This is a genomic window from Paraburkholderia sp. J76 (assembly GCF_905220295.1).
Lineage (GTDB): Bacteria > Pseudomonadota > Gammaproteobacteria > Burkholderiales > Burkholderiaceae > Paraburkholderia.
Genome location: NZ_CAJMZJ010000001.1, coordinates 713,820 through 735,405, shown reverse-complemented (window position 1 = coordinate 735,405; position 21,586 = coordinate 713,820). Strand labels below are relative to the sequence as shown.

Sequence of the window (21,586 nt, the reverse complement as noted above, 5' to 3'; positions counted from 1 at the left end):
GTATGTTTTCTCAGACACACGGAAAGACGAAGATGGAATTGAACTGGACCGAGCCGCAATGGGATGGGCAAGCCGATATGGTTGTTGTCGGCTACGGCGGCGCAGGCGCGGTATTCGCATTCGAAGCCGCTCAACAGGGGGCCGACGTGCTGGTTCTCGAGAAGGGCGCGCAGGGCGGCGGCAACTCGGTCTGTGTCGCGGGTGGTCTGATCATGACCTCCGTGGATGAAGAAGCGTCGTTCAAATATCTGAACTGGCTGTGCGCAGGCCAAACAGATGAAAGCGTTCTTCGCCATTTCGTATCGAGTCTGAAAGACATACCGGCGTGGCAGCACAAACTGGAATTGCCGCTCAAGGACAACCCGCAGCCGTTCTCGGCGCCGGGATTTTTCCCCGAATTTCCCGGCGCGCCGGGCGGGGAAAGCATCAAGGGTATGAGCGTCGTGGCCGCACCGGGCGGTGCGGGCCTCTGGAATGCGATCTCCGCACAAGCGGAGAAGGCTGGGGCGCGCGTCCAGTGCAATACACGCGTTACCTCGCTGGTTCAACACCCTGTGACGAAGCGGATTCTCGGTGTTGAAGCCGAACGTGATGGCAAGACGATTGCTGTTCGCGCTCGCAAGGCAGTGGTGTTGGCCAGCGGCGGTTTTGAGGCCGACGATGCCATGTGCAAGCAGTTCCTGACTGCTTGCCCGATCTACTTCCTTGGCAGCCCGAATCTGACCGGCGACGGCATTCGTATGGCGCAGGAAGCAGGCGCGCAACTTTGGCATATGAACGCCGTCGCCGGCCCGCTCAACATGGGCATCAAGACGAAGGAAGGTTACGTCTATGTAACGTACGATCTGAACAAGATCGCCGGCTTCGGCTACAAGAACGGCGCCTTCAAGGACGGCGGCAGTTTGTTGTGGGTGAACCGGCAGGCGAAGCGCTTTCATAACGAAACGGTAGATACCTCGGTTGTTCAACATGGATTGGCAAACCGCGATACATGGCTGGCAACGACGACGGGCGTCCCGGAATTTACGAACGTGCCGGCATTCCACATCTTCGACGAGAAGGTCCGCGCCGGTGGTGCGGCAATGACGACGCTGAATTCACGCGTGCCGCCATGGTCGCAAGACAACCTAAAGGAACTGGAAGAAGGCCTGATCGTGAAGGCCGATACGCTCGAAGAATTGGCGTTGAAGTGTCGGTGGCCGGAAATCCAGGGCGTGTGCAAGGCCGGCCACCTCGATCCGGCTGCGCTTCGCGAGACGGTCGAGCGTTACAACGAGCAGTGCCGCAACAACGTCGATCCGGATTGCGGTCGCGAGACATTTCTCGTGCCGCTCAACGAGGAAGGCCCGTACTACGCGATCGGGCCGATGCTGCCGACCTATTTGAACACGCATGGCGGTCCGAAGCACGACGCAGGTCAGCGTGTTCTCGATCACCAGAACAAGCCGATTGCCGGTCTTTATGCGATCGGGGAGTGCGGGTCGTTATGGGGTCCGTATTACAACTCGATGGGCGACATCGCTGAATTCATCGTGTCTGGCGTGACCGCGGCAAAGACCGCGCTCGCCGACACTGAAGCGCTGGAAAGCCGCTAAACCGCTACGCGGAAAAATTCAAGGAGACACTGTGAGCGAGACTGCAGAATTGCAAACGAAGTCGGCACCTGCCGACGGCGTGGAAGATCTAAAGACTTCCAAAGGTGCATGGTGGATGCTTATCGTTTTGACAGCCACGTATGTCATCTCTTTTATCGATCGGGGCGCGCTGGCTCTCGTCGTCGGACCGATCAAGGAAGACCTCGGAATCTCGGATCTTCAGGTCAGCTTGTTGCTCGGGCTTTCTTTCATGCTGCTGTATAGCGCTCTCAGTATTCCGATGGGCATACTGGTCGACAAGTACCCGCGTAAGACGCTTCTCGGCGGTGCGATCATGGCATGGTCGGTCGTTCAGATACTCTGTGGTCTGAGCACGACCTATCTCCAGCTATTCGTTTCCCGCGTGGGTCTGGGTGTCGGGGAATCGGCGCTGGCCCCCGGATCGCAGTCGATGATTCGTGACGCGTTTCCGCCGCACCGTCGCAGTATTGCTTTCGGTGTCTACAATATCGGCCCGATGTTGGGCACCGGTTTGTCCCTGGCGCTCGGTGCCGTGCTGTTGAAGGAGGCATCGGCAGGCGCATTCGCTAACCTGCCTTTTGTCGGTGGCATGAAGCCGTGGCACTTTGTGCTGCTGGTTCCAGGCATGATCGGGATTCCGTTCGCAATACTGCTTTGGCTGCTGCGCGAACCGGCTCGTCGCTTTCAGTCCGATATTTCCGAGGTGACGTACAAGCAGACTATGTGCTTCGTATGGAAGAATCGCGGCGTGTACGTGCAACTGTGGACCGCGATTTGTCTATACGGCATTGCTATTGGTTCACAGATAGCATGGCTTCCGGAAATCATCGCGCGCACTCTGCATATTGCGCGGCCGGAAATCGGCAAGGCAATCGGCGGCGTTGCATTGCTCGCTTCGCCGCTCGGTCTCCTGATTTGCGGCAGTATCGCGGATCGGCTTCGTAAGCGCGGGATGATCGATGCGCCCGTTCGAGTCGCGGCGGTGACAACCACAATTGCGGCAATCGCAACGGGATGTTTTCCGCTCGTCCACACCCTGAGTGCGGGTATGGTCCTCTACTTCATCCAGATGTTCATGTTTGCGATGTTCGCGGTGGCAGGCGGCGCAACGAATGCCAACTTCACGCCGGGTAACATGATGGGCAAGATCACCGCCCTGTATTACTTGATCACGAATCTCGTGGGATTGGCGCTTGGCCCCACCGTGGTAGCCATCGTCGCTAAATTCTTCGAAGGTCCGAATGCCCTTGGCATCTCGTTCGTTATCTGCTACGTGGTTTCAGTCGCACTGGCCGTGATTCTGCTAATCCGCGTCTGCGGTGCATTGCGTCGGCCGGTTGTGCAATAACCGGGGTCATCATTATTGGCCAGCCATCCTTCGAATTCTTAACAGGTTTAAATCAAGTGAAGATTACCCGCGTTGAGTGCATTCCGATTTCGATGCCGCTGAAGAAGCCGATCAAGCTTCCCAATGTCACGATCACTTGCCTGAATACGCTTCTCCTGGCGATTACGGCTGACAACGGTCTCGTCGGCTATGCGGAATCGGGCGATACATCGTCGTGGTATCGCGGGGAAAGTCAGGCATCCATGATGGCGATGATTTCCGATGTTTTCGCACCGCGAATCCTGCTGGGCGAAGCTCCGGATAATATCGAGAAGATCGTGGGCATGATGGATCAACTCGCCCGCGACAACAATCAGGCGAAGGCACTCGTCGACTGCGCGCTGCATGACCTCAAGGGTAAGTCATTGGGCGTGCCGGTCTACAGTCTGTTGGGCGGCCGCACTCGGGAGAAGGTCCCGCTTGGTTGGGTCCTGTCGGCAGGCGAGCCCGAAAAGGTCGCGGAACTGGCAATTCAGGTTCGCGACAATGGATTCTCGGCGTTCAAGCTAAAAGTCGGCCGCCATACATTCGACAACGACGTGGCTACAGTCCGCGAAGTGCGTGCGGCGCTCGGACCGGATGCCAGGATCACTCTCGACGCGAACGGTTCATGGAATTACGAGCAGGCGTTGACGACCATGAAACGCCTCGACCAATACAACCTCGCGTTCATGGAACAGCCACTGGCGCATCAATACCGCGACAGCCTGGCCAAACTGCGTGAGCGTATTAATACGCCGATATACGCGGACGAGGGCGCCCAGGAGTTGGGCGATCTTCGGGAAATCGCAGAACGTCGCTCTGCCGATGGCGTTGTTCTCAAGATTCAGAAGGTGGGTGGGTTGCTCAAGGCACAGCGATTCCTGACCGTATGCCGCATGTATGACATTCCCGTGTTTTTCAGCACTTTGATCGGCTCGGGCGTCGAATCCGGGCCGGGTACGCATCTCATGGTCGCGAACGACTGGGCATGCCAGTACATGAGTGAGAGTATGGGGCCGCTCGCAATTCACGCGGCATGGAACAGTGACGATATCCCGGTCGATCAGGATCTGGCGATTGGTGGCCAGCGCTTTAGCCGCGGCTTTGCCTATCCGGGCGAAGGTGCTGGATTCGGTTTCGAATTGAACCGCGAATTACTGACCAGGATTCATACGCCGGGCCAACAGCATCGGGTTGTCGAGGCGTAATCGCTGGTTGAGTGCGGTGGCCTCGGCCACCATCCTCGGGATATGTCTGGTGAAGACATATTTAGTTGTACTATTGTATTAAATTCTTTTGGAAATTTCCCCATGCAAAGCGCTAACTCTTCCCCATGGAAGTACGTCATTACGTGGCTTCGCCTTTATTTCGGCGCGCACCTCTTCTTCTCCGGCATTCGATTCGTTATCGACGGTTATGTGCCAATGGTTCCGGGTCTTGCTGGTCAATATCTGGCTGGCGCCGACGCGATCGGTATGTATCACTGGGTCAAATACATGGAGGCCATTTACGGTTTGCTGCTTCTGACAAACCGTTTTGTGTTTCTGACGCTCATTCTCGAAATGCCGACCACGGTCACGATTTTTTGGCTGAATACGTTCATCTCGGCCACGCCGCGTCAGTTGTTCTCGGGTCCTCAGGAGCTGCTGATGAACGGTTTGCTGCTGCTCGCGTATAGCGGCTACATGGCGGCGTGCTTCCGTCCGAGCTTGAATCCGATGTGGCCGTGGGACGGCTGGAATGGTTTCCAGTTAAAGGGTAAAGGTGGTCTGCTTAACACCAGGCCGAGCCTTGTCGGCGTGTCCGTCGAAGATAAAGAAACCGCTTAAGGAGCATCAGCATGAAAAGGAACACATGGATCGCGGTCGGTATCTGTATCGCACTGACGCTGCTGGCCATCGACGGTTCGACGGGTTGGGGGTGGGCGGATTTCCGTCCGCTGCGCAACTTCGACTACTTCGGCCTCGGCATTTCATGGCTGCTCTTCATCTTCGTTCTTATCCGCGACAAGATCAGAGGCGAGGCGTAGCACACTATTTGGCTATAGCGAAAGGAGTCTGGAGAAAACGCTCCCGGCTCCTTTAACGCGTGCCTGGCATGCACAACATCGCAGCAATTCTTTCGTAGCTACGATTGCTGAATTCCTCGCTATCTGCCGGCGTCATATAGCAACGAGCCAGGTAATTCGGTGATTGACGAAAATGTAACCATTAGGCCAGGGAAAGATGTCAAATTGGAATCTTGCTCCCGGAACACGCGCCTGATACCGATGATCGTGGCCGTGCCGATGTTTTTACAGGCAGTCGACACATCGATACTGGGAACGGCGCTTCAGTCGATTGCGGTGTCGCTGAACGTCGAGATACTGCGCCTGAACTTCGCCATTACCGCGTATCTACTGAGTCTGGCGCTGTTTCTACCTGCGAGCGGATGGCTCACGGATCGCTTTGGAACCCGCCGCGTTTTCTGCTCGGCAATCGCGATATTCTCGCTCGCATCGGCACTGTGCGGAGCGGCAACATCCATCACTCAAATCGTTCTGTTCCGGATATTGCAAGGCCTCGGTGGCGCGATGATGGTGCCGGTTGGACGGTTGATCCTCTTGCGCAGCATCCCGCCTGGGCAGCTTGTAATGGCTATGCTGTGGTTTACAGTGCCGGGGACCATTGGTCGTGTGCTGGGACCGCTTCTCGGCGGTTTTATCGTCACGCTGGCATCGTGGCGCTGGATATTCTTGCTCAATATCCCTTTCGGCGTTTTGGGGATCTTGTTGGCACTCAAGTTCGTGCCAGATTCGAAATCTGAGAAAAAGGAACGATTTGACATCGCGGGTTTCGTTCTGGTGGCAATTGGGCTTTCCGGGATGGTCTGCGGATTGGAAACTATCGGGCGCAACCTGGTTCCTTGGAACGCTACAGTTCTCATCATGGGCATGGGTATCGTCGCGTCGATTTGCTACTGGATTTATGGCAGAAATCGTACCGGCGTCATCATCCCGCTTGGTATCTTTAGGTACAAGGCGTTCAGTATTGCCAATCTAGGTGGTGTGCCGTTAAGGATAGTAGTTGGTGCTGCCCCTGTCTTCGTTCCACTGCTATTGCAGGTCGGCGTTGGATTCACGCCTGTTCAGTCTGGATTGGCGACTGCATGGCTCTCCATAGGTGCCTTCGCGATTCGACCAATCATGCGGCGCGCTATCAGCAAATTCGGATTCAAGCTTCTTATGATTGCTGCGACGGTATTGTCCGGTGCTGCTTTCGCGGTCTTTGGCCTGTTTTCGCGCGGAATGTCGATTTACCTGATGTACGTTGTGCTATTCGTGGCGGGAATCGCTAATTCTTCAGGAATGGTCGCAATGAATACGGTTGGATTTTGCGGCATACCGAAGGCCATTCTGAGCAAGGCAACAGCGCTGTCGACGATGATGCAGCAAACCACAATGAGTTTCGGTGTGGCCCTGTGTGCGCTTTGCTTGTCGGTCACTGCGCAGATTCACGGGCATAGCGCGGAGAACCTGACGACGAGGGATTTCCAGATCGCATTCTTTCTCGTTGGGGCCTTGAGTTTGCTGTCTGTGGTCGCCTTCATCCGTCTTCCGGCGGATGAAGGTTCCGAGCTGCGATGAGTGTACGAGGAAAGTACGATGACTAATGGAATTAAGCCATCTATCGGCAACGACTATGGTCGAGACTTGGGCGAGTATTTTGGCGCGAACGATGCAACGGTTACTTCTCATGTTTCATACGCGACTGCGTCTGATTTTCGGTTAGACGTTGTCGAAGAGCACCTCGGACCTGATGCCAACAGAAATAGTCCATTCATGGGGCGGAGCGCCGGCAACCCATTTGATTGAATTTAATTGAACTGCATTCACAGGCCACTACTCTTCGGTATCCACCTAAAAAATGATGAATTTTCAGGTCTCAGATCAGTCCGGGGACGAGGCTTTTCATTTATGTGAATGTATCAGCTATCTTTCTGTACGGGTCCAGTTAAACGTTAGTAACCTGGTCAACCGCCATGCTCTGGGAGCGATGGGAATAACTGCCACGCAAGGCGTTGTCCTGCTGATGTTGAGCCGCGGCAGGCTGCGCCTGGCTTCGGAGCTGGCGCGAGAATGTCACTTCGATGCAAGCGCTGCAACGCGGTTAATAGATCGCCTCGAGAAGCGCCGATTGGTTATCCGCGACCGCAGTGGCCGCGACCGAAGGACCGCGCGATTGATGTTGACGCCCGAAGGGCAGGCGTTGGCTGCACGTGCGCAGGCCGTTTTTGCGCTCGCGATGGATTGTGCTCTGAACGGGTTCAGTGAGGACGAGCTGAGATGTCTTGATGACATGCTTCGTCGCATTGTTGCGAATGGCGCGCACGCGGCCGATTGATAACAAGCGGAGGCCCCCGGCTGAGCACGGGAAATCAGGGTAAACATCAACGCTACCCCGAAGTGCTTCAAAATAGTTGGTACACGGAGTATATTTGCCGTCACGACGATATGCACCGAATGGAGGAAGACATCATGCAATTCCATCTCAACGGTTTCCGCGCTGGCAATCCGATGATCGAGCCAGCGGCGGAAGACGCCCCTCACGGCCCGACGTCCGACACTGTCGACGTGCTGATCGTCGGGAGCGGTCCGGCGGGGCTCGTGCTCGCGGCACAGCTTTCGCAATTCCCGACCATCAAAACGCGCGTGGTCGAACGCCGCAACGGGCCGTTGCAGATGGGGCAGGCAGATGGCGTAGCCTGTCGGACCGTCGAAATGTTCGAAGCGTTCGGGCTCAGCGATCGCCTGCTGCGCGAGGCCTACTGGGTCAACGAAACGGTGTTCTGGCGCCCCGACGCACTTGACCGGGGCACGATCAAGCGTACCGGTCGTGTTCAGGATACCGAAACAGGTTTGTCCGAGTTTCCGCACGTCATCGTCAATCAGGCGCGCATTCAGGATTATCTGCTCGATGTGATGCGCGGCTCCTCGCATCGCCTCGAACCTGACTATGGGCTCGAACTTGTCGATCTCGTGCGCGAAGACGAGGGTGAATATCCCGTGCGCGTCACTCTGCGCCGCACGGATGAAGCGCGAGAGGGCGAAACGGTGGTCGTGCGCGCTCGCTATGTGGTGGGATGCGACGGCGCGCGTAGCCGCGTGCGTACGTCCATCGGGCAAACGCTGCGAGGCGACGCTGCGAATCATGCATGGGGCGTAATGGACGCGCTTGCCGTCACCGACTTTCCGGACATCCGGCTTAAAGCGGCAATTCAATCGGCGAGCAAGGGCAATCTGCTCATCATTCCACGCGAGGGCGGTTATCTCGTGCGTTTCTACGTCGATCTCGGCGAGGTCACGCCAGAGAATCGCGATACCATCAAGCAGACCTCGGTCGATCGCATCATCGAAACTGCACAGCGGATTCTGCAGCCTTATACGCTCGATGTGAAGGAGATCGCATGGTTCTCGGTGTATGAAGTGGGACAGCGTTTGACGGATCGCTTCGACGACGCTCTCGCGGCCGACGCGACCTCACGCGAACCTCGCGTGTTCATCGCCGGCGACGCCTGTCACACGCATAGCGCGAAGGCCGGGCAGGGCATGAATGTGTCGATGCAGGACGGCTTCAATCTTGGCTGGAAGCTTGGGGCAGTGCTGGAAGGGCGCAGCGATGCGGATCTGCTGCGTACGTATTCCGACGAGCGCCAACCCATAGCGCAAGAGTTGATCGACTTCGACAAGGAGTGGTCGGCGATGATGGCCGCGCCGCCAAAGGACCCGAACCGTCCGGAGGCGGGCGGCGTCGATCCCGCCGAATTGCAGGCGTATTTCGTGCGCGCGGGCCGATATACGGCGGGTGTCGCCACGCGTTACCGGCCCGGCGCGCTCACGGGCGATGCAACGTATCAGCGGCTCGCCAGCGGCTTCGTGATCGGCACGCGGTTTCATTCCGCCCCCGTGATTCGCCTCGCGGACGCCAAGCCCGTCCATCTCGGCCACGCCGCGCGTGCGGACGGGCGTTGGCGGCTCTACGCGTTCGCAGACGCACGCGGGCAAGCGCTAAACGCGCTGTGCGAGCATCTCCTCTCGTCGCCCGATTCGGTGCTCCGACTTGCCACGCCGAAGGGCGCGGATATCGACAGCGTGCTCGATCTGCGCGCGGTGTTGCAGCAGCCGCATCGCGAAGTGCGTGTGGAATCGCTGCCCGATCTCCTGCTGCCGCGAAAGGGACGTTACGGTCTCGTTGACTATGAGAAAGCATTTACGAGCGACGCGTCGGCTGATATCTTCGACGCGCGCGGCATTGACCGCGAACGCGGTGCGCTCGTGGTGGTTCGACCAGACCAATACGTCGCACATATTCTGCCACTGGACGCCTACGCGGAACTGCGCGCCTTTTTCCGGCCGATATTCCGCATTCGCTGAAACCTTCACGGCACTGCAAATTGGCGACGAAATCCGACAAGGCCGCAGGGAACCCCGAGGCCCTCGCAAAATTTACCGGCAGCCTCGTGCGCCGCGCTCAGCAGCGTCACGTCGCGGTATGGCTGAGCGAAGTCTCAGCGGAGATCACGAGCGTGCAGTACGCGGCGCTCGAAATCCTGCTGGAAAAGCCGGGGATTAATCAGCGGCAGCTCGGGGACGATCTCGATGTGGACCGCTCGACCATCGCCGACCTCGTCGCGCGTATGGTTCGCAACGGTCTTGTTCGGCGGTCTGACGATCCCCTCGACAAGCGCAGTTATGTGCTCTTCCTGACCGCGGCCGGAAAGAAGCAACTCGCGATCTTGCGTCCGCGTGTCGAGGAGGTTGAGCACATTCTGACTGCAAGGCTGAATGTGAGCGAGCGTCTGGAGTTGCGGCGCCTGCTTTTGGCGTTGTTGCCGCCGCTGGAGTAATTCGGGACGCAAGGCGTTTTTATCCTTGCCGCTGCACCGGTACAACTGGAGCTTGAGGCGCTGCCCCTTGGCGTCCATCGCCCCTCGTCCCCTCAAGCCTGGTCATCAGTCGCAGACGGCGCAAGGCATTGAACCGCTGACTTGAGGCGCACCTGATCGATGCAGACACCGGCGCGTTGCGTGAGAGAGGCGGCGAGTCGCAGCAACGGCACGATTCGGCGCTGCTTTTTCTGAGCGTGATTCTGCGCGATATCGGCAATGCGGTGATGAAGAAAAGGGTTGAGGAAGCGCTCACGTACCTCATCCCGGTATGCGAGCGCTTCGTCGCGTTTTCCAAGCGCCTCAAATACCGGTATCACTTCGTCCATCCAGACTGCTTCGAGTTCGGCACGCAGGGCATCGTCCATCATCGCGTGGCAGACCGTCTCGTCCGGGGCCCGGGCGTCGCGCAACCAGCATTCGGCGAGATAGGTGTGCCCGAGGTTCAGTACGAACAGCTTGAGCTGCTCAAAATGCTTCAGATCGTCTGTGAGCACGATCGATGGATGCACGCATGGCATGCGCAATTGCGGCTGCGCTTCGATTGCCCAGAGCGAGTAAGGCTCGGCGACCGCTCCGACGGGGACAATCGCTTCGGACACGATCCGGTCGACCAGTGAATTGGCCCACACGCAATGCTCGCTCAGGTATCGAACGAAATCACCGGACAATTGCCATTGCGACGCGAGTCTCACCAGGATTGCCCGTAGCGTGTCGCCATTGCGCTCTATCAGTTCGCACGGAAAGAGGGACAGCGGAGCGCCTGGCTGGGTCTGCCATCGCGCATACAGCAGGGCCAGCAGCTTGGCTGGAAAGCTGTGCGGGACATACGCGGGAGCGGTCACACGCCCGGCTTCATCGCGTTCGTCAAGCTCATAGCCACGATCTCCGGTGTTCGAAACAATGATCTGTACCGGACCGCAGACGGCTTCGCGGATTCTCGCCCAGTCGGTTCGTGCCTGCACCGCCTGGCGGATTGCGGATCCGGTGAGCGTTTCGTCGACCGTCTCGCCTCGCAGGCGTCCGCGTATCCGGACGGGATAGCCGCGCCCGCTGGCAAGCGCAGTGATCCGCGCGGCGCTGTCCGCGCTGTCGGTTGTCTGCACAACGGCGATACCGCCGAGCGCATTGCCCGACTCGAGCGCCTGCGATATGAACAGATCGACGTGCGCCTGGAGGAAACGGCTTGTGCCGAACTGCAGGATCGGCTGTGTCAAAGGCTCGGGCCGCTTGTCGAAACCTGCACTGAATCCGGCCATGCTCAGCATTCCACTATGGCTTTGACGACGCCGGCGGCCGGGTCCAGGAGTGCAGCAAATCTGGACGGCACGTCGGCGAGCGCGAGACGATGCGTATTGAGCGCCTTGTCCGGGATGCGTCCCGAGCGCATCGCTTCGACGACCGTATCGAAATCTTCGGAGGTCGCGTTGCGGCTGCCGAGCAGCGTAGCCTCACGTTTGTGGAACTCGGGGTCCGAGAACGAAATGTTGCCGGCTACGATTGACACGAGCACATACCGGCCGCCGTGGGCGACGAAATCGAAGCCGCGCTCCATCGCCCTGTGATTGCCGGTTGCGTCGAACACCACGTCGAAGAAGTCACCGTCCGTGAGCGCGGAGAGCCGTGCCTTGTCGTCCTCGCCGATTTGTACCGTTTGGGCGACGCCGAGTTGCTTCGCGCAGAACGCGAGCCGGTCAGCACGCACGTCGAGCGCGGTCACCGTTGCGCCGCGAAGCTTCGAAAACATGAGCGTTGCCATGCCGATCGGTCCCGCTCCCACGACGAGTACGCGCTCGCCTTTTTTCACTTCGCCGCGCCGCGCCGCGTGCGCCCCGATTGCAAGGAATTCAATCATCGCTGCCTGGTCGAGTGTAAGGCCATCGACCTTGTGCACGAACTGGGCGGGCACGCTCAGGTATTCGGTGAATGCGCCGTCGCGATGCACCCCGAGTACCTGAATGTTCATGCAACAGTTGGTCTTGCCGCGACGGCATGCGAGACATTGCCCGCACGACATGTAAGGCATCACGTAAACTGGATCGCCTGCGGCCAGCCCACTGTCCACGGGCGCCTGTTCGACGAGCCCCGACAGCTCGTGGCCCATTACGCGCGGATAAGCCAGATACGGCTGATTGCCGGCAAAGATATGCAGGTCGGTCCCGCACACGCCCACGCGTTTCACACGCACCAGCACCTCACTTTCCCGGGGCACCGGTTTCGATCGCTTCAGGGCGCTTAGTTTGCCGGGTGTCTCGCATATCACTGTAAGCATGACAATCCTTGCCGGCCGCCGTTACCGGACGGCGCAATATGATGCCGCACTACCATTGAACGAGTGAGGAGGGGCACGCGGGCCATGCGCATCGCCCCGTCAGATCCGTGGGCCCGTCCTCTTCATCAGTACAGCACGTTCTTCGCAACGGGCTGGTCGATGTTGTCCTTCGTCACGATCACGACACCGGTGTCCAGATTCTTTGGCACGGGCTTTTTCTCGATCAGGCTGATTACCGTTTTCACGCCAAGGTCACCCATCTGGTATGACCCCTGCACGGCGGTAGCCGCCAGCGTGCCGTTCTTGATAAAGCCTTGCAGGTCCTGATTGCCGTCGAAGCCGATCGCGACTATCTTTCCCGCCTTGCCCGACTGCTCGAGCGCACGGCCCATGCCGACTGCTGTCGGTTCGTTCGCGCCGAAGATGCCCTTGAGGTCCGGATTGGCGCTAAGCGTGTCCGTGGTCTGGTTCAGCGCGGTCGCCATCTGCGAGTTCGAGTAGAACGGCCCGATCACCTGAAGTTGTGAGTGCGCCTTCAGGTAATCGCGAAAGCCGCCCACGCGCCCGATCTCCGAACCGGCGCCGGCAACATACGACATGATGGCGATCTTGCCTGTCGGGCCCACTCGATCGATCAAGGCCTTCGCACATAACTCGCCGGCCTTCTTGTTGTCGGTCGAGAGAAACGACTGGTAATACTGCTTGCCCGAGTCGGCCAGTGCCGAGTCGATGACGACGACCGGGATGTGCGCCTCCCATGCCTTCCTGACCGCGGGAACCAGCGCATCGGGATCGGATGGTGCGAGCACGATGCCGGCTACCTTGCGATTCACCGCGTTTTCGACCATGTTGACTTCATCGGCAATCGCCGTTTCGGTCGCCGGACCCTGGAATGTCATCGTATAGCCCCTGGCATCGCTCATGGCCGCATTCGCGCCTTTCTGGACGTTCTGCCAATAGTTGGAATTCGAGGTTTTGACGATGACGGCGATTTCGCCACCGGCGGCATGGGCAAGGATGGTGGTCAGCGCCAGGGTAGCGGCCAGCAGGCTCAACTGGAAGGTGCGCATGTCTCTACTCCTAAGGAGATTTTGTTGTCGTACGTCGACTTTCCGGTGTGGCGTGCATGCGGCGCAGAACGTCGATGCGTCTCACCGGCGGTTGCGGATCTGGTCGATCCAGACAGTGCCCAGAATGACCAGGCCGATGATGATCTGCTGAATGAAACTGGATACTCCATTCATGTTCAGCCCATTGCGCAGGATGCCGATCACGAATGCGCCGATAGCCGTGCCCGAGATCGTGCCGACTCCGCCCATCAGCGACGTGCCTCCGATCACGGCACTTGCGATCGCGTCGAGTTCGTACATCACGCCTTCATTCGGCTGCGCGGTCATCAGGCGCGACATCAGCACGCAGCCCGTGACGCCGGCGAGTGCGCCGGACAACACATAGGCAAACATCGTCACGCGCGCGACGTTGACGCCGGACAGCCTCGCGGCTTCCGGGTTTGACCCGACGGCATAGATGTGCCGGCCAAGCGTGGTGCGGCTCAACATCAACGACACCGCAACGGCAATGACGATCATCAGCAAGACCGGATAGGGGATTCCGGGAAATACCACGTCGGGAAAGCCGTCGGCGCCAATCGTCTCCATCCGCAGCAGCGCGCCGTTGCCGAGCACACCGAATGCTTCGCCGAGGCCCGATACCGGTCGCGCACCGGTGCTCTGAAGTGCGATGCCGCGCGCTACCAGCATCATGCCGAGCGTGGCGATAAATGGCGGTAGACGCATGCGCGTCACACACAACCCGTTGACCGCGCCGCACAATGCGCCGACGACGATGCCCAGCAGCATGCCGACGGTGACCGGCGCGCCCGCCTTTACGGCGAGCGCCGCGACCACGCCGGACAACGCAAGCACCGAGCCGACCGAAAGGTCGATCCCGCCCGTGATGATCACGCAGGTTGCGGCAACACCCAGATAGGCGATCGAAGTCACTTGCAGCGCAACGGTCATGGCGTTGTCGAGCGTATGGAACGCCGCGCTCGTGCAGGAGAAGACCACGATCATGACGATCAGGCTGCCGAACGCGGCGAACTTCTGGATCAGATCCTTACGCCGTTCGTTGACGACAGAGGGGGCGGGGCGGGTGATCGTGCTCATGGCGAGTCTTCCGTTCGGTCCGGCGAATCGTCCCTGACGGGTCGACCCGAGGCGTAATGCATGATTTCTTCCTGGGTGGTTTGACGGGTATCCAGAATGGTCGCGAGTTGTCCCTCGTGGAAGACGGCGACGCGGTCGGTCATGCCCAGTATCTCGGGCAGTTCCGAACTGATCATGACGACGCCGACGCCCTGCGCGGCAAGTCTGTCGAGCAGTTCATAGATCGCATATTTGGCGCCGACGTCGATGCCGCGCGTGGGCTCATCGAAGAACAGCACCCGCGAATTGCGGAACAACCACTTGCTGATGACGACCTTCTGCTGGTTGCCGCCCGAGAGGTTGCGGGCGATCTGCCTCACGCCTGGCGTGCGGATGGCCAGCTTCTCGACATAGTCCCGCGCGACCGCGTCTTCTTCAGCGAAGCGGATAAGGCCGAAGCGATTCGATACGGCTTGCATGTGTGCGAGCGTAATGTTGCTCGCAACCGGCATGTTGACCGCCAGACCCGTGGCCTTGCGGTCCTCCGACAGATAGGCAATACCATGCCGGATTGCGTCGACCGGCGAGCGGATCGTGAGGGTCTCGTTGCCGAAGCGCACGGTGCCGTCGTCCAGTGGGTCGGCGCCGAATATCGCGCGGGCGACTTCGGTGCGTCCGGCGCCGATCAGGCCCGCGAAGCCAAGGATTTCGCCGCGCCGCAACGCGAAACTGACGGGCCCGAACACGTTCACCCGTGTCAGTTGTTCCACCTGTAGCAGAACCTCGCTTGACGGCACCGAGGTGCGCGGGGGAAAGGTGTGCTCAAGCGAGCGGCCGACCATCCGGGCGACTATCTGGTTGATCGTGGTGTCGCGAAACATGTCGGTCGAGATGTATCGTCCGTCGCGCATCACCGTGACGCGATCGGTGATCCCGGTCAATTCATCAAGCCGGTGCGAGATATAAATAATGCCGACGCCGCCCTGCTTGAGTTCATGGATGCTCCTGAAGAGCTGGCCGGTTTCCGCATCCGTGAGCGATGAGGTCGGTTCGTCCATGATCAATACTTCGGCGTCCAGCGACAGCGCTCGGGCGATTTCCACCATTTGCCGCTGCGCGACGGACAGCGTGCGTACGAGCGCCCCTGGATCGATGTCGATGCCAAGCCGGTTCAGGCAACGTTGTGCATCGGCGCGTAGACGCCTGCGATCGATAAAGAATGCACGGCGTGGTTCGCGTGCAAGAAAGATGTTCTCCGCCACGGAAAGATGGGGCACCAGGTTGAGTTCCTGGTGGATGATGGCGATTCCGGCGGCCTGGGCTTCGAGCGATGAGGCGAAGTGGCGTTCGAAGCCTTTGTAGACGAGAGTTCCTTCGTCGGGAAGATACTGGCCGCTGATGATTTTCATCAACGTCGACTTGCCCGCGCCGTTCTCCCCGCATATGGAGTGGACCTCGCCACGTCTCAGATCGAAGCTGACGTCGTCGAGGGCGAGTACGCCGGGAAACCGTTTGGTGACATGACTCATACGGAGCAGTTCGGTCTCGCCGCATGCGGGCGTTGCACCGTGCGGTATGCCCGCAACCGGCTTGCTCACCGCGTTGGCCGGCTTCACGGCCGGCGATCCCCGCCGCGCAACCGCTCGAGTCGACTCCAATTGTGCGCAAAAGCTGTCGCGCGGACCGCTCTGGCCTGGAAATTCGAGCAAGTCTGTCTCCATTCGTCACTCCGTCGAGGGGGCGGGCGCGATACAGGATTCCTCGCGGATCGATGCCATAACTGCCGCGAACGCGAACGGGAAGCGCGTAATTGAGCATAGGCAGACCGATCTAATTGGTCAAGCCACTTTATCAATTTGCTGTGCGTGTAGCGTTGAACGGCATTCCCATCCAGTCGGTTCTGTTCCGTTCGCCTACCTCGCTGGGGGATGCGGTAGTCTGGCTAATCCTGACTGGTTTATAATCGGATAGCTGTTGGAAATTTAAGGTGGCCAGACCAATTCGCGCGTTGCCTCTGCCAGGCGACGCCGCTGGAGAAGACATTTGCCAAGCAGCCCACTCAAGCAGATTGAGAGCAGGCGCCTGTACCAGCAGATCGCCGACCAGATTCGCGCACTGATTCAGTCAGGCGGCTTTGCGCCGGGCTCGCGGTTGCCGCCTGAGCGTGACCTCGCGCAGCAACTGGGCGTGTCACGGCCGTCAGTGCGGGAGGCCTTGATCGCTCTCGAAATATCTGGAGCAGTCGAAATTCGCCAGGGGTCGGGTGTCTACGTTTGCCGGGTGCCGAACCGCCCGGCCAGCGTGCCCGCGGGCCTGGGCGAAAGTCCGTCCGAGCTGATGCAGGCCCGCTCGGTGCTGGAGGGGGCGGTCGTGGTGCTGGCTGCGGCGCTGACTACGACTGAAGCGCTGGCGCGCTTGCGTGGGACGCTGGACGCGATGCGCGAGAACATCAGCGAGGGGCGTTCGCCGCTTGCCCACGATCGCGCATTCCATGTGTGTATCGCTGAGATGAGCGGCAACTCGGTGCTGGTCCGGTTGGTGGCCGAACTTTTCGACGAACGGCACAGCCCGATCGCCACGCGCCTGAGTGGGCATGCGGAGACGCGCCAGACCTGGGTGGCGGCGCTTGCAGAGCATGAGGCGATCTATCGTGCGCTGGAAGACCGCGATCCGTTAGCGGCGCAGTCGGCGATCCGCAGCCATCTCAAGGCGTCGGCTACGCGATGGATCGAGGGCGGCTGAGACCAGACGCTTCGACGTTCCACGAGCAGGGCCTTTGTTTCCTCGGATGCTGGGCGCCGACTGGAATGCCCGCGGCGTGCGCATGAGTACGCGGAAGCAATGAAACGATAAGTGCGATTTTTGATTTGATTGATGTGCCATCATTATCAATTGCCGCTGCTTGTTCAACGCTATCCGGGCATAGATCCTGGCCTCCGGAAAATCCGTTCATGTGAGCATCATTCTTCATTCTTTTCGACTCCGGACAGAGGGTTGCGTGTGTCCCCGCAACGGGTATATTCGGAATATCAAGTTAAATCTGGAATCGATGAGATGGACTTTGATGCCGCAAGCCGAAGTCGCGAAGTGGCTGCAATGCTGACTTTATCGGGAGGTTTTCTGGACGCCTTCACCTATGTCGGGCACGGTGGCGTGTTCGCCAATACGATGACGGGGAACGTCGCGCTGCTCGGCATTCAGACTGCAACAGGACAGTGGGTTCAGGCGGGGCGTCATATCCCGCCGTTGATCGCCTTTGTGTTCGCGGTATTTGTCGTCCACCTTTTGCGTCTGGACGCATTCGCACCATCGATCCGTCGTCCGGCGCTCGTCTGTCTGCTACTGGAGATCGTCTTTCTGGCCATGGCGGCGAGTGGTGTGCTCGGGGACTCGGACGTGTGGCTCATTCCTGGCATTTCGTTCGTCGCCACCTTGCAGACCTTGTCGTTCACGCATATCGAGAAGCTGGCCTATACGTCCGTCATGACCACAGGCAACCTGCGGCGAGCCGCCAAGAAGCTTCTCGAAGGGCTCATTCCCAGGTACGACAGGACCGCCCTGCACGACGCCTCGTTGCTCGGCATGGCGAGTTTCTGCTTTTTCGCGGGTGCTTTGATCGGCGCTTTCACAACCCGGATGCTTCATGACCGTGCACTCTGGCTCGCCGTCCTGCTGCTTGTTGCTGCGCTTGTCCGTATCGGCGTGCTGGTTCGCCGACGCGACGACGAGCGCGGCTCTCAAATTGCGGGGCAATGAAGCGAAAATCCCGACGTCGAAAAGTCGTCCGCCAGCCCAGGGCTGATGCGGGCGGCATCGACGTTGACCATCGCGGTCCCGCTAGCAGTCGTTTTTCCCGATGGAGCGGCAAGCTCCCGCAAAATGAAATGCATGACGTCGATTCGCCCTTCGACAAACGCCGCTTCACAATACGCAAGATACAGCCGCCAGATGCGTATGAAGGCGTCGTCGAAACCGAGCGCGCGCACGTAGTCCAGATGGCTCTCGAACGACGCCCGCCAATGCCGGAGCGTGTGAGCGTAATCACGTCCGAACGCGAACACGGCTGATGCCTCGAGGTGCGCTTGCCCCGCGGCGTGGATGAGTCGTTGGGGACACGGCAGCATGCCACCGGGGAAAATCATCTCGCGGATGAAGTCGCTCGACGAACGATAACGCTCGAACAATGCGTCCGCGATGGTGATCGACTGCACCAGTGCACGCGCGCCGGGTCTCAGCAAACGCCGTAGCGTATCGAAATAGAGCGGCCAGTACGCCTCGCCCACGGCCTCGAACATCTCGATCGAGACTATCGCGTCGTATTGGCCGTCGAGCTGGCGGTAGTCGCACAACGCAATCTCGATGCGATCCTCAAGACCCGCAGCGCGAACACAGTCCGACGCCCATGCATATTGTTCCCGCGATATCGTCACGCCGTGAACGCAAATGCCGCGCCGCGCTGCATGCAAAGCGAATCCGCCCCAGCCGCAGCCGATTTCCAGGACGCGCATGCCGGGCGCGAGTTCGAGCGTATCGATGATGCGCTGGTACTTCGCATGCTGCGCCTCGGCAAGCGGCCGGTTCCAGTCGCCTTCGAACCAGGCGCTCGAATAGGTCATCGTCTCGTCGAGCCAGGCCCCGTAGAACGCGTTGCCGAGATCGTAGTGTGCGTAGATATTGCGGCGACTGCCCGCACGCGTGTTGCGTCGCAGGCGATGTCGCAGCGCATACCAGAGTCGCGCGAGCGGGACGCCATGCATCGTCGTGGCGACGGCGGACTCGTTGCGGATCGCGAGGCGCATGAGCGCGGTGAGATCGGGCGAGTCGAGCCAGTTCGCGCGCAGCGCGTCGGCGAAACCGATGTCGCCGGCGCGCAGGATCGCGCGGCAGGCGCGCCAGTCCCGGATGTGCAGCGTCGCGGCAGGCGCCTCTTGTGGATTGCCGAAGAGATGCTGCATGCCGTCCGGTGTCGTGAGCGCGAGATGGCCGTGGCCGATCTTGCGCAGCAGCGCAAGAAAGAGGCGCGGGGCAAGCGGCATCGGCAGATGCACGGCTGTCGGCAAGCGAAGCAGCCTCATGAACGGGCCTCGTGATCGGAATGGCGAGCCGGTGCAGGATTCTTGCCGTAGAAAGGCACGCGCTTGAGCCACAGGCGCAGCGCCTGCCAGTGAATCCGCAACACGACGCCGGGCGTGATGAGCGGGTGGCGCGCGAGCGCGCACAACGCGTGGCGCGCGTCGAGCGGTTCGGCGCGCATCGAGATTGCCGTGCGCAGCAGAACGCCGAGGTCGTCGGCATAGTCGATGGCGGTGGTCAGGTGCGCACCGTGCTGGCGCACGCGGAACAGGTAGTGACCTTCGACGCGGCAAAACGGCGACACGTGGAAGGTCTTGCGGCAGCGCAGTTCCATCGCCTCGCCGATCGGCGCGTGATCCGGTGCGCTGAGCAAATAGCCGTGATGGGCGCCGAAGGTGTTGTGCACATCCGCATAGAGCGCGCGCAGGCGCCCCGCGCGGTCGTAGCAATACCAGAAGCTCACGGGGTTGAACGCGTGTCCGAAAATGCGCGGAAGGGTTTGCAGCCAGATCGGGCCGTCTGCGGGAATGCCGGCTTCGGCGAGGCGCGCGCGCATCCACGGCGCGAGCGCGCTGCCATCGCGTGGCCCGTAATCGCGCGTATCGAGCGCGAACAGCCGCGGCCGGCGCACGCCGAACCACCTGCGTTCCAGCGCGTCGAGACGGTCGAGATCACAGCAGACCTGGAAGATCGGATACGCGAACGCGTGGCGCCGCGGCCGCAGGCGCTCGTGCACGACGCGGCCCGTGAGCAGATAGCCCGCATGGCCGTCGCGAGCAAACGGCGCGCAAGGGGTGTCGGGCTTCATGGCTTCGCCCACGACGGCAGCACGCCGAAGTCGCGCGCGACACTGAGCGCCGATTTCAGTCCGTCTTCGTGAAAGCCATAGCCGGTCCACGCGCCCGCGAACCAGGTCGCGCGGCGTCCCTGTAGCGCGGGCAGGCGCTGTTGCGCATCGACGGCCGCGAGGTCGAGCAGTGGATGCTCGTACTCGTAGCGGCCGAGCACAGTATGTGGGGCCGGCTCGGCGATCGGGTTGAGCGTCACCACGACCGGGGTGCGAAACGGCAGAGGCTGCAACTGGTTGATGAGATAGCTCACACAGACGGGCTGCGGGCCGTCCGCGCGTCCCAGAGGCGCGCGGCTCAGATAGTTCCACGCCGACCACACGCGGCGGCGGCGCGGCAGCAGCGCCGCGTCCGTGTGCAGTAGCGCCGCATTGCGCTGGTAGCGCACAGCGCCAAGCACTTCGCGTTCGGTGTCGTCGGCATCGGCGAGCAGCGCGAGGGATGTGGGCGCGTGGACCGCAAGCACGACGGCGTCGAAGCGCTCCGCGCCCGCCGCGTCGGTCGCGACGACGACGCCATCGTCGCGACGCACTACGGCGCGCACCGGCGTGTTCAGTCGAACCTCGGCTAGCGTATCGACAATGCGCCTCACATAGTCGCGCGAACCGCCTGCAACGGTCTTCCATGGCGGCCGGTCGCTCAACCGCAGCAGCGCGTGATTGAGGCAGAAGCGCAAGAAGGTCGCGGCGGGGAAGCGCAATACGTCGCGCGCGGCGCTTGACCAGATCGCGGCGGCCATCGGCAGCAGGTAGTGCTGCTGGAACGACCAGCCGTAACCGCCCGCTGTCAGCAGCTCGCCGACCGAGAGACGTTCGCGCCGCGCCGTCTCGAGGTTGCGCTCAGCGCACGCGTTAAAGCGCACGAGGTCGCGCAGCATGCCGATGAAAGTCGGCGAAAAGACGTTGCGGCGCTGTGCGAACACGGTATTCAGATTCGTGCCCGCCCACTCGAGCGCGCCGCCGTCCACGGACACGGAAAATGACATATCGCTCCGATGCGCACGCACGCCCAGCTCAGCGAACAGCGCGACCAGATTTGGATAGGTGCGGTCGTTGAAGACGAGAAAGCCGGTATCGACGGGATGGCACCTGCCGTCGAGCGCAACATCGACGGTGTGCGCATGGCCGCCCGGCGCGGCCTGCGCCTCGAAGAGCGTCACGCGATGGCGGCGCGCGAGCAGATAGGCGCTCGCCAGCCCGGCAATGCCCGCGCCGACGACGGCCACGCGCTGGCCGGGCGGCAAGGCGGCGGTTTCAGGCTCCATGTCGTTCGTTTTCCCTGGTTTGTCTGTCGTCGTTCTTAAGGCGCGTCGCGGCCTTTCTTGCGCAGATACGGAC

20 protein-coding genes are annotated in these 21,586 nt (G+C 60.4%); 12 read left to right on the top strand and 8 right to left on the bottom strand.

The features are described from left to right. Positions 1-32: 32 nt before the first annotated feature. The 10 genes from U5768_RS03325 (at position 33) to U5768_RS03280 (ending at position 9,870) form a co-directional block, all read left to right on the top strand. On the top strand, positions 33-1,595 hold the full coding sequence (locus U5768_RS03325; RefSeq protein ID WP_322028943.1) for an FAD-dependent oxidoreductase: 1,563 nt from the start codon (positions 33-35) through the stop codon (positions 1,593-1,595). A 31-nt stretch (positions 1,596-1,626) separates the two neighbouring features. After that, positions 1,627-2,964, top strand: coding sequence for an MFS transporter (locus U5768_RS03320; protein WP_322028942.1), 1,338 nt, complete (start codon positions 1,627-1,629; stop codon positions 2,962-2,964). Between the two features lie 56 nt (positions 2,965-3,020). After that, positions 3,021-4,193: a mandelate racemase/muconate lactonizing enzyme family protein gene (locus tag U5768_RS03315; RefSeq protein WP_322028941.1), complete on the top strand. Its 1,173-nt coding sequence runs from the start codon at positions 3,021-3,023 to the stop codon at positions 4,191-4,193. A 102-nt stretch (positions 4,194-4,295) separates the two neighbouring features. Beyond that, a complete protein-coding gene (locus U5768_RS03310) occupies positions 4,296-4,814 on the top strand; it encodes a hypothetical protein (protein WP_322028940.1) in 519 nt (172 codons plus the stop codon). Between the two features lie 11 nt (positions 4,815-4,825). Continuing rightward, entirely contained in the window at positions 4,826-5,014 is a 189-nt protein-coding gene (locus tag U5768_RS03305; RefSeq protein ID WP_322028939.1) for a hypothetical protein, read from the top strand. Positions 5,015-5,254: 240 nt separating this feature from the next. Further along, complete coding sequence (locus U5768_RS03300) at positions 5,255-6,610, top strand: MFS transporter (RefSeq protein ID WP_322028938.1); 1,356 nt, start codon at positions 5,255-5,257, stop codon at positions 6,608-6,610. A gap of 18 nt (positions 6,611-6,628) precedes the next feature. Further along, positions 6,629-6,838 carry a hypothetical protein gene (locus U5768_RS03295; protein ID WP_322028937.1) on the top strand — a complete coding sequence of 70 codons (210 nt, stop codon included), beginning with the start codon at positions 6,629-6,631 and terminating at the stop codon, positions 6,836-6,838. 52 nt (positions 6,839-6,890) lie between these two features. Then, complete coding sequence (locus U5768_RS03290; RefSeq protein ID WP_322028936.1) at positions 6,891-7,367, top strand: MarR family transcriptional regulator; 477 nt, start codon at positions 6,891-6,893, stop codon at positions 7,365-7,367. A 134-nt stretch (positions 7,368-7,501) separates the two neighbouring features. Beyond that, a complete protein-coding gene (locus U5768_RS03285; RefSeq protein ID WP_322028935.1) occupies positions 7,502-9,397 on the top strand; it encodes an FAD-binding monooxygenase in 1,896 nt (631 codons plus the stop codon). 20 nt (positions 9,398-9,417) lie between these two features. Further along, entirely contained in the window at positions 9,418-9,870 is a 453-nt protein-coding gene (locus tag U5768_RS03280) for a MarR family winged helix-turn-helix transcriptional regulator (protein ID WP_322028934.1), read from the top strand. Positions 9,871-9,962: 92 nt separating this feature from the next. Here U5768_RS03280 and U5768_RS03275 read toward each other — a convergent pair whose 3' ends face one another. The 5 genes from U5768_RS03275 to U5768_RS03255 all read right to left on the bottom strand — a co-directional run bounded on the left by U5768_RS03275 (position 9,963) and on the right by U5768_RS03255 (position 15,926). After that, positions 9,963-11,126: a mannitol dehydrogenase family protein gene (locus U5768_RS03275; RefSeq protein ID WP_322029003.1), complete on the bottom strand. Its 1,164-nt coding sequence runs from the start codon at positions 11,124-11,126 to the stop codon at positions 9,963-9,965. Between the two features lie 44 nt (positions 11,127-11,170). Beyond that, positions 11,171-12,181, bottom strand: coding sequence for a zinc-binding alcohol dehydrogenase family protein (locus U5768_RS03270; RefSeq protein WP_322028933.1), 1,011 nt, complete (start codon positions 12,179-12,181; stop codon positions 11,171-11,173). A gap of 125 nt (positions 12,182-12,306) precedes the next feature. Continuing rightward, positions 12,307-13,251, bottom strand: a complete 945-nt coding sequence (locus U5768_RS03265) for an ABC transporter substrate-binding protein (protein ID WP_322028932.1) — start codon at positions 13,249-13,251, stop codon at positions 12,307-12,309. 81 nt (positions 13,252-13,332) lie between these two features. Beyond that, the gene (locus tag U5768_RS03260; RefSeq protein WP_322028931.1) at positions 13,333-14,349 is read right to left on the bottom strand and encodes an ABC transporter permease; all 1,017 of its coding nucleotides are present in this window, start codon (positions 14,347-14,349) and stop codon (positions 13,333-13,335) included. Then, positions 14,346-15,926, bottom strand: coding sequence for a sugar ABC transporter ATP-binding protein (locus tag U5768_RS03255; protein WP_415913843.1), 1,581 nt, complete (start codon positions 15,924-15,926; stop codon positions 14,346-14,348). Before U5768_RS03255 ends, U5768_RS03260 begins: the two co-directional genes overlap by 4 nt. A 445-nt stretch (positions 15,927-16,371) precedes the next feature. Here U5768_RS03255 and U5768_RS03250 point away from each other — a divergent pair, with 445 nt between their 5' ends. Then, positions 16,372-17,070, top strand: a complete 699-nt coding sequence (locus U5768_RS03250; protein ID WP_322028929.1) for a FadR/GntR family transcriptional regulator — start codon at positions 16,372-16,374, stop codon at positions 17,068-17,070. A 312-nt stretch (positions 17,071-17,382) separates the two neighbouring features. Further along, a complete protein-coding gene (locus tag U5768_RS03245) occupies positions 17,383-18,084 on the top strand; it encodes a YoaK family protein (RefSeq protein WP_322028928.1) in 702 nt (233 codons plus the stop codon). Here U5768_RS03245 and U5768_RS03240 read toward each other — a convergent pair. The 3 genes from U5768_RS03240 to U5768_RS03230 are packed head-to-tail and all read right to left on the bottom strand — an operon-like array spanning position 18,066 to position 21,513. Then, positions 18,066-19,403, bottom strand: a complete 1,338-nt coding sequence (locus U5768_RS03240; protein WP_322028927.1) for a cyclopropane-fatty-acyl-phospholipid synthase family protein — start codon at positions 19,401-19,403, stop codon at positions 18,066-18,068. The two genes, U5768_RS03245 and U5768_RS03240, sit on opposite strands and share 19 nt — an antisense overlap. Beyond that, positions 19,400-20,209, bottom strand: a complete 810-nt coding sequence (locus U5768_RS03235; protein WP_322028926.1) for a DUF1365 domain-containing protein — start codon at positions 20,207-20,209, stop codon at positions 19,400-19,402. Before U5768_RS03235 ends, U5768_RS03240 begins: the two co-directional genes overlap by 4 nt. After that, positions 20,206-21,513 (bottom strand): NAD(P)/FAD-dependent oxidoreductase, encoded by a 1,308-nt coding sequence (locus U5768_RS03230; RefSeq protein ID WP_322028925.1) that lies wholly within the window; start codon positions 21,511-21,513, stop codon positions 20,206-20,208. The genes U5768_RS03235 and U5768_RS03230 overlap by 4 nt, the downstream gene beginning before the upstream one ends. Positions 21,514-21,586: the final 73 nt, after the last annotated feature.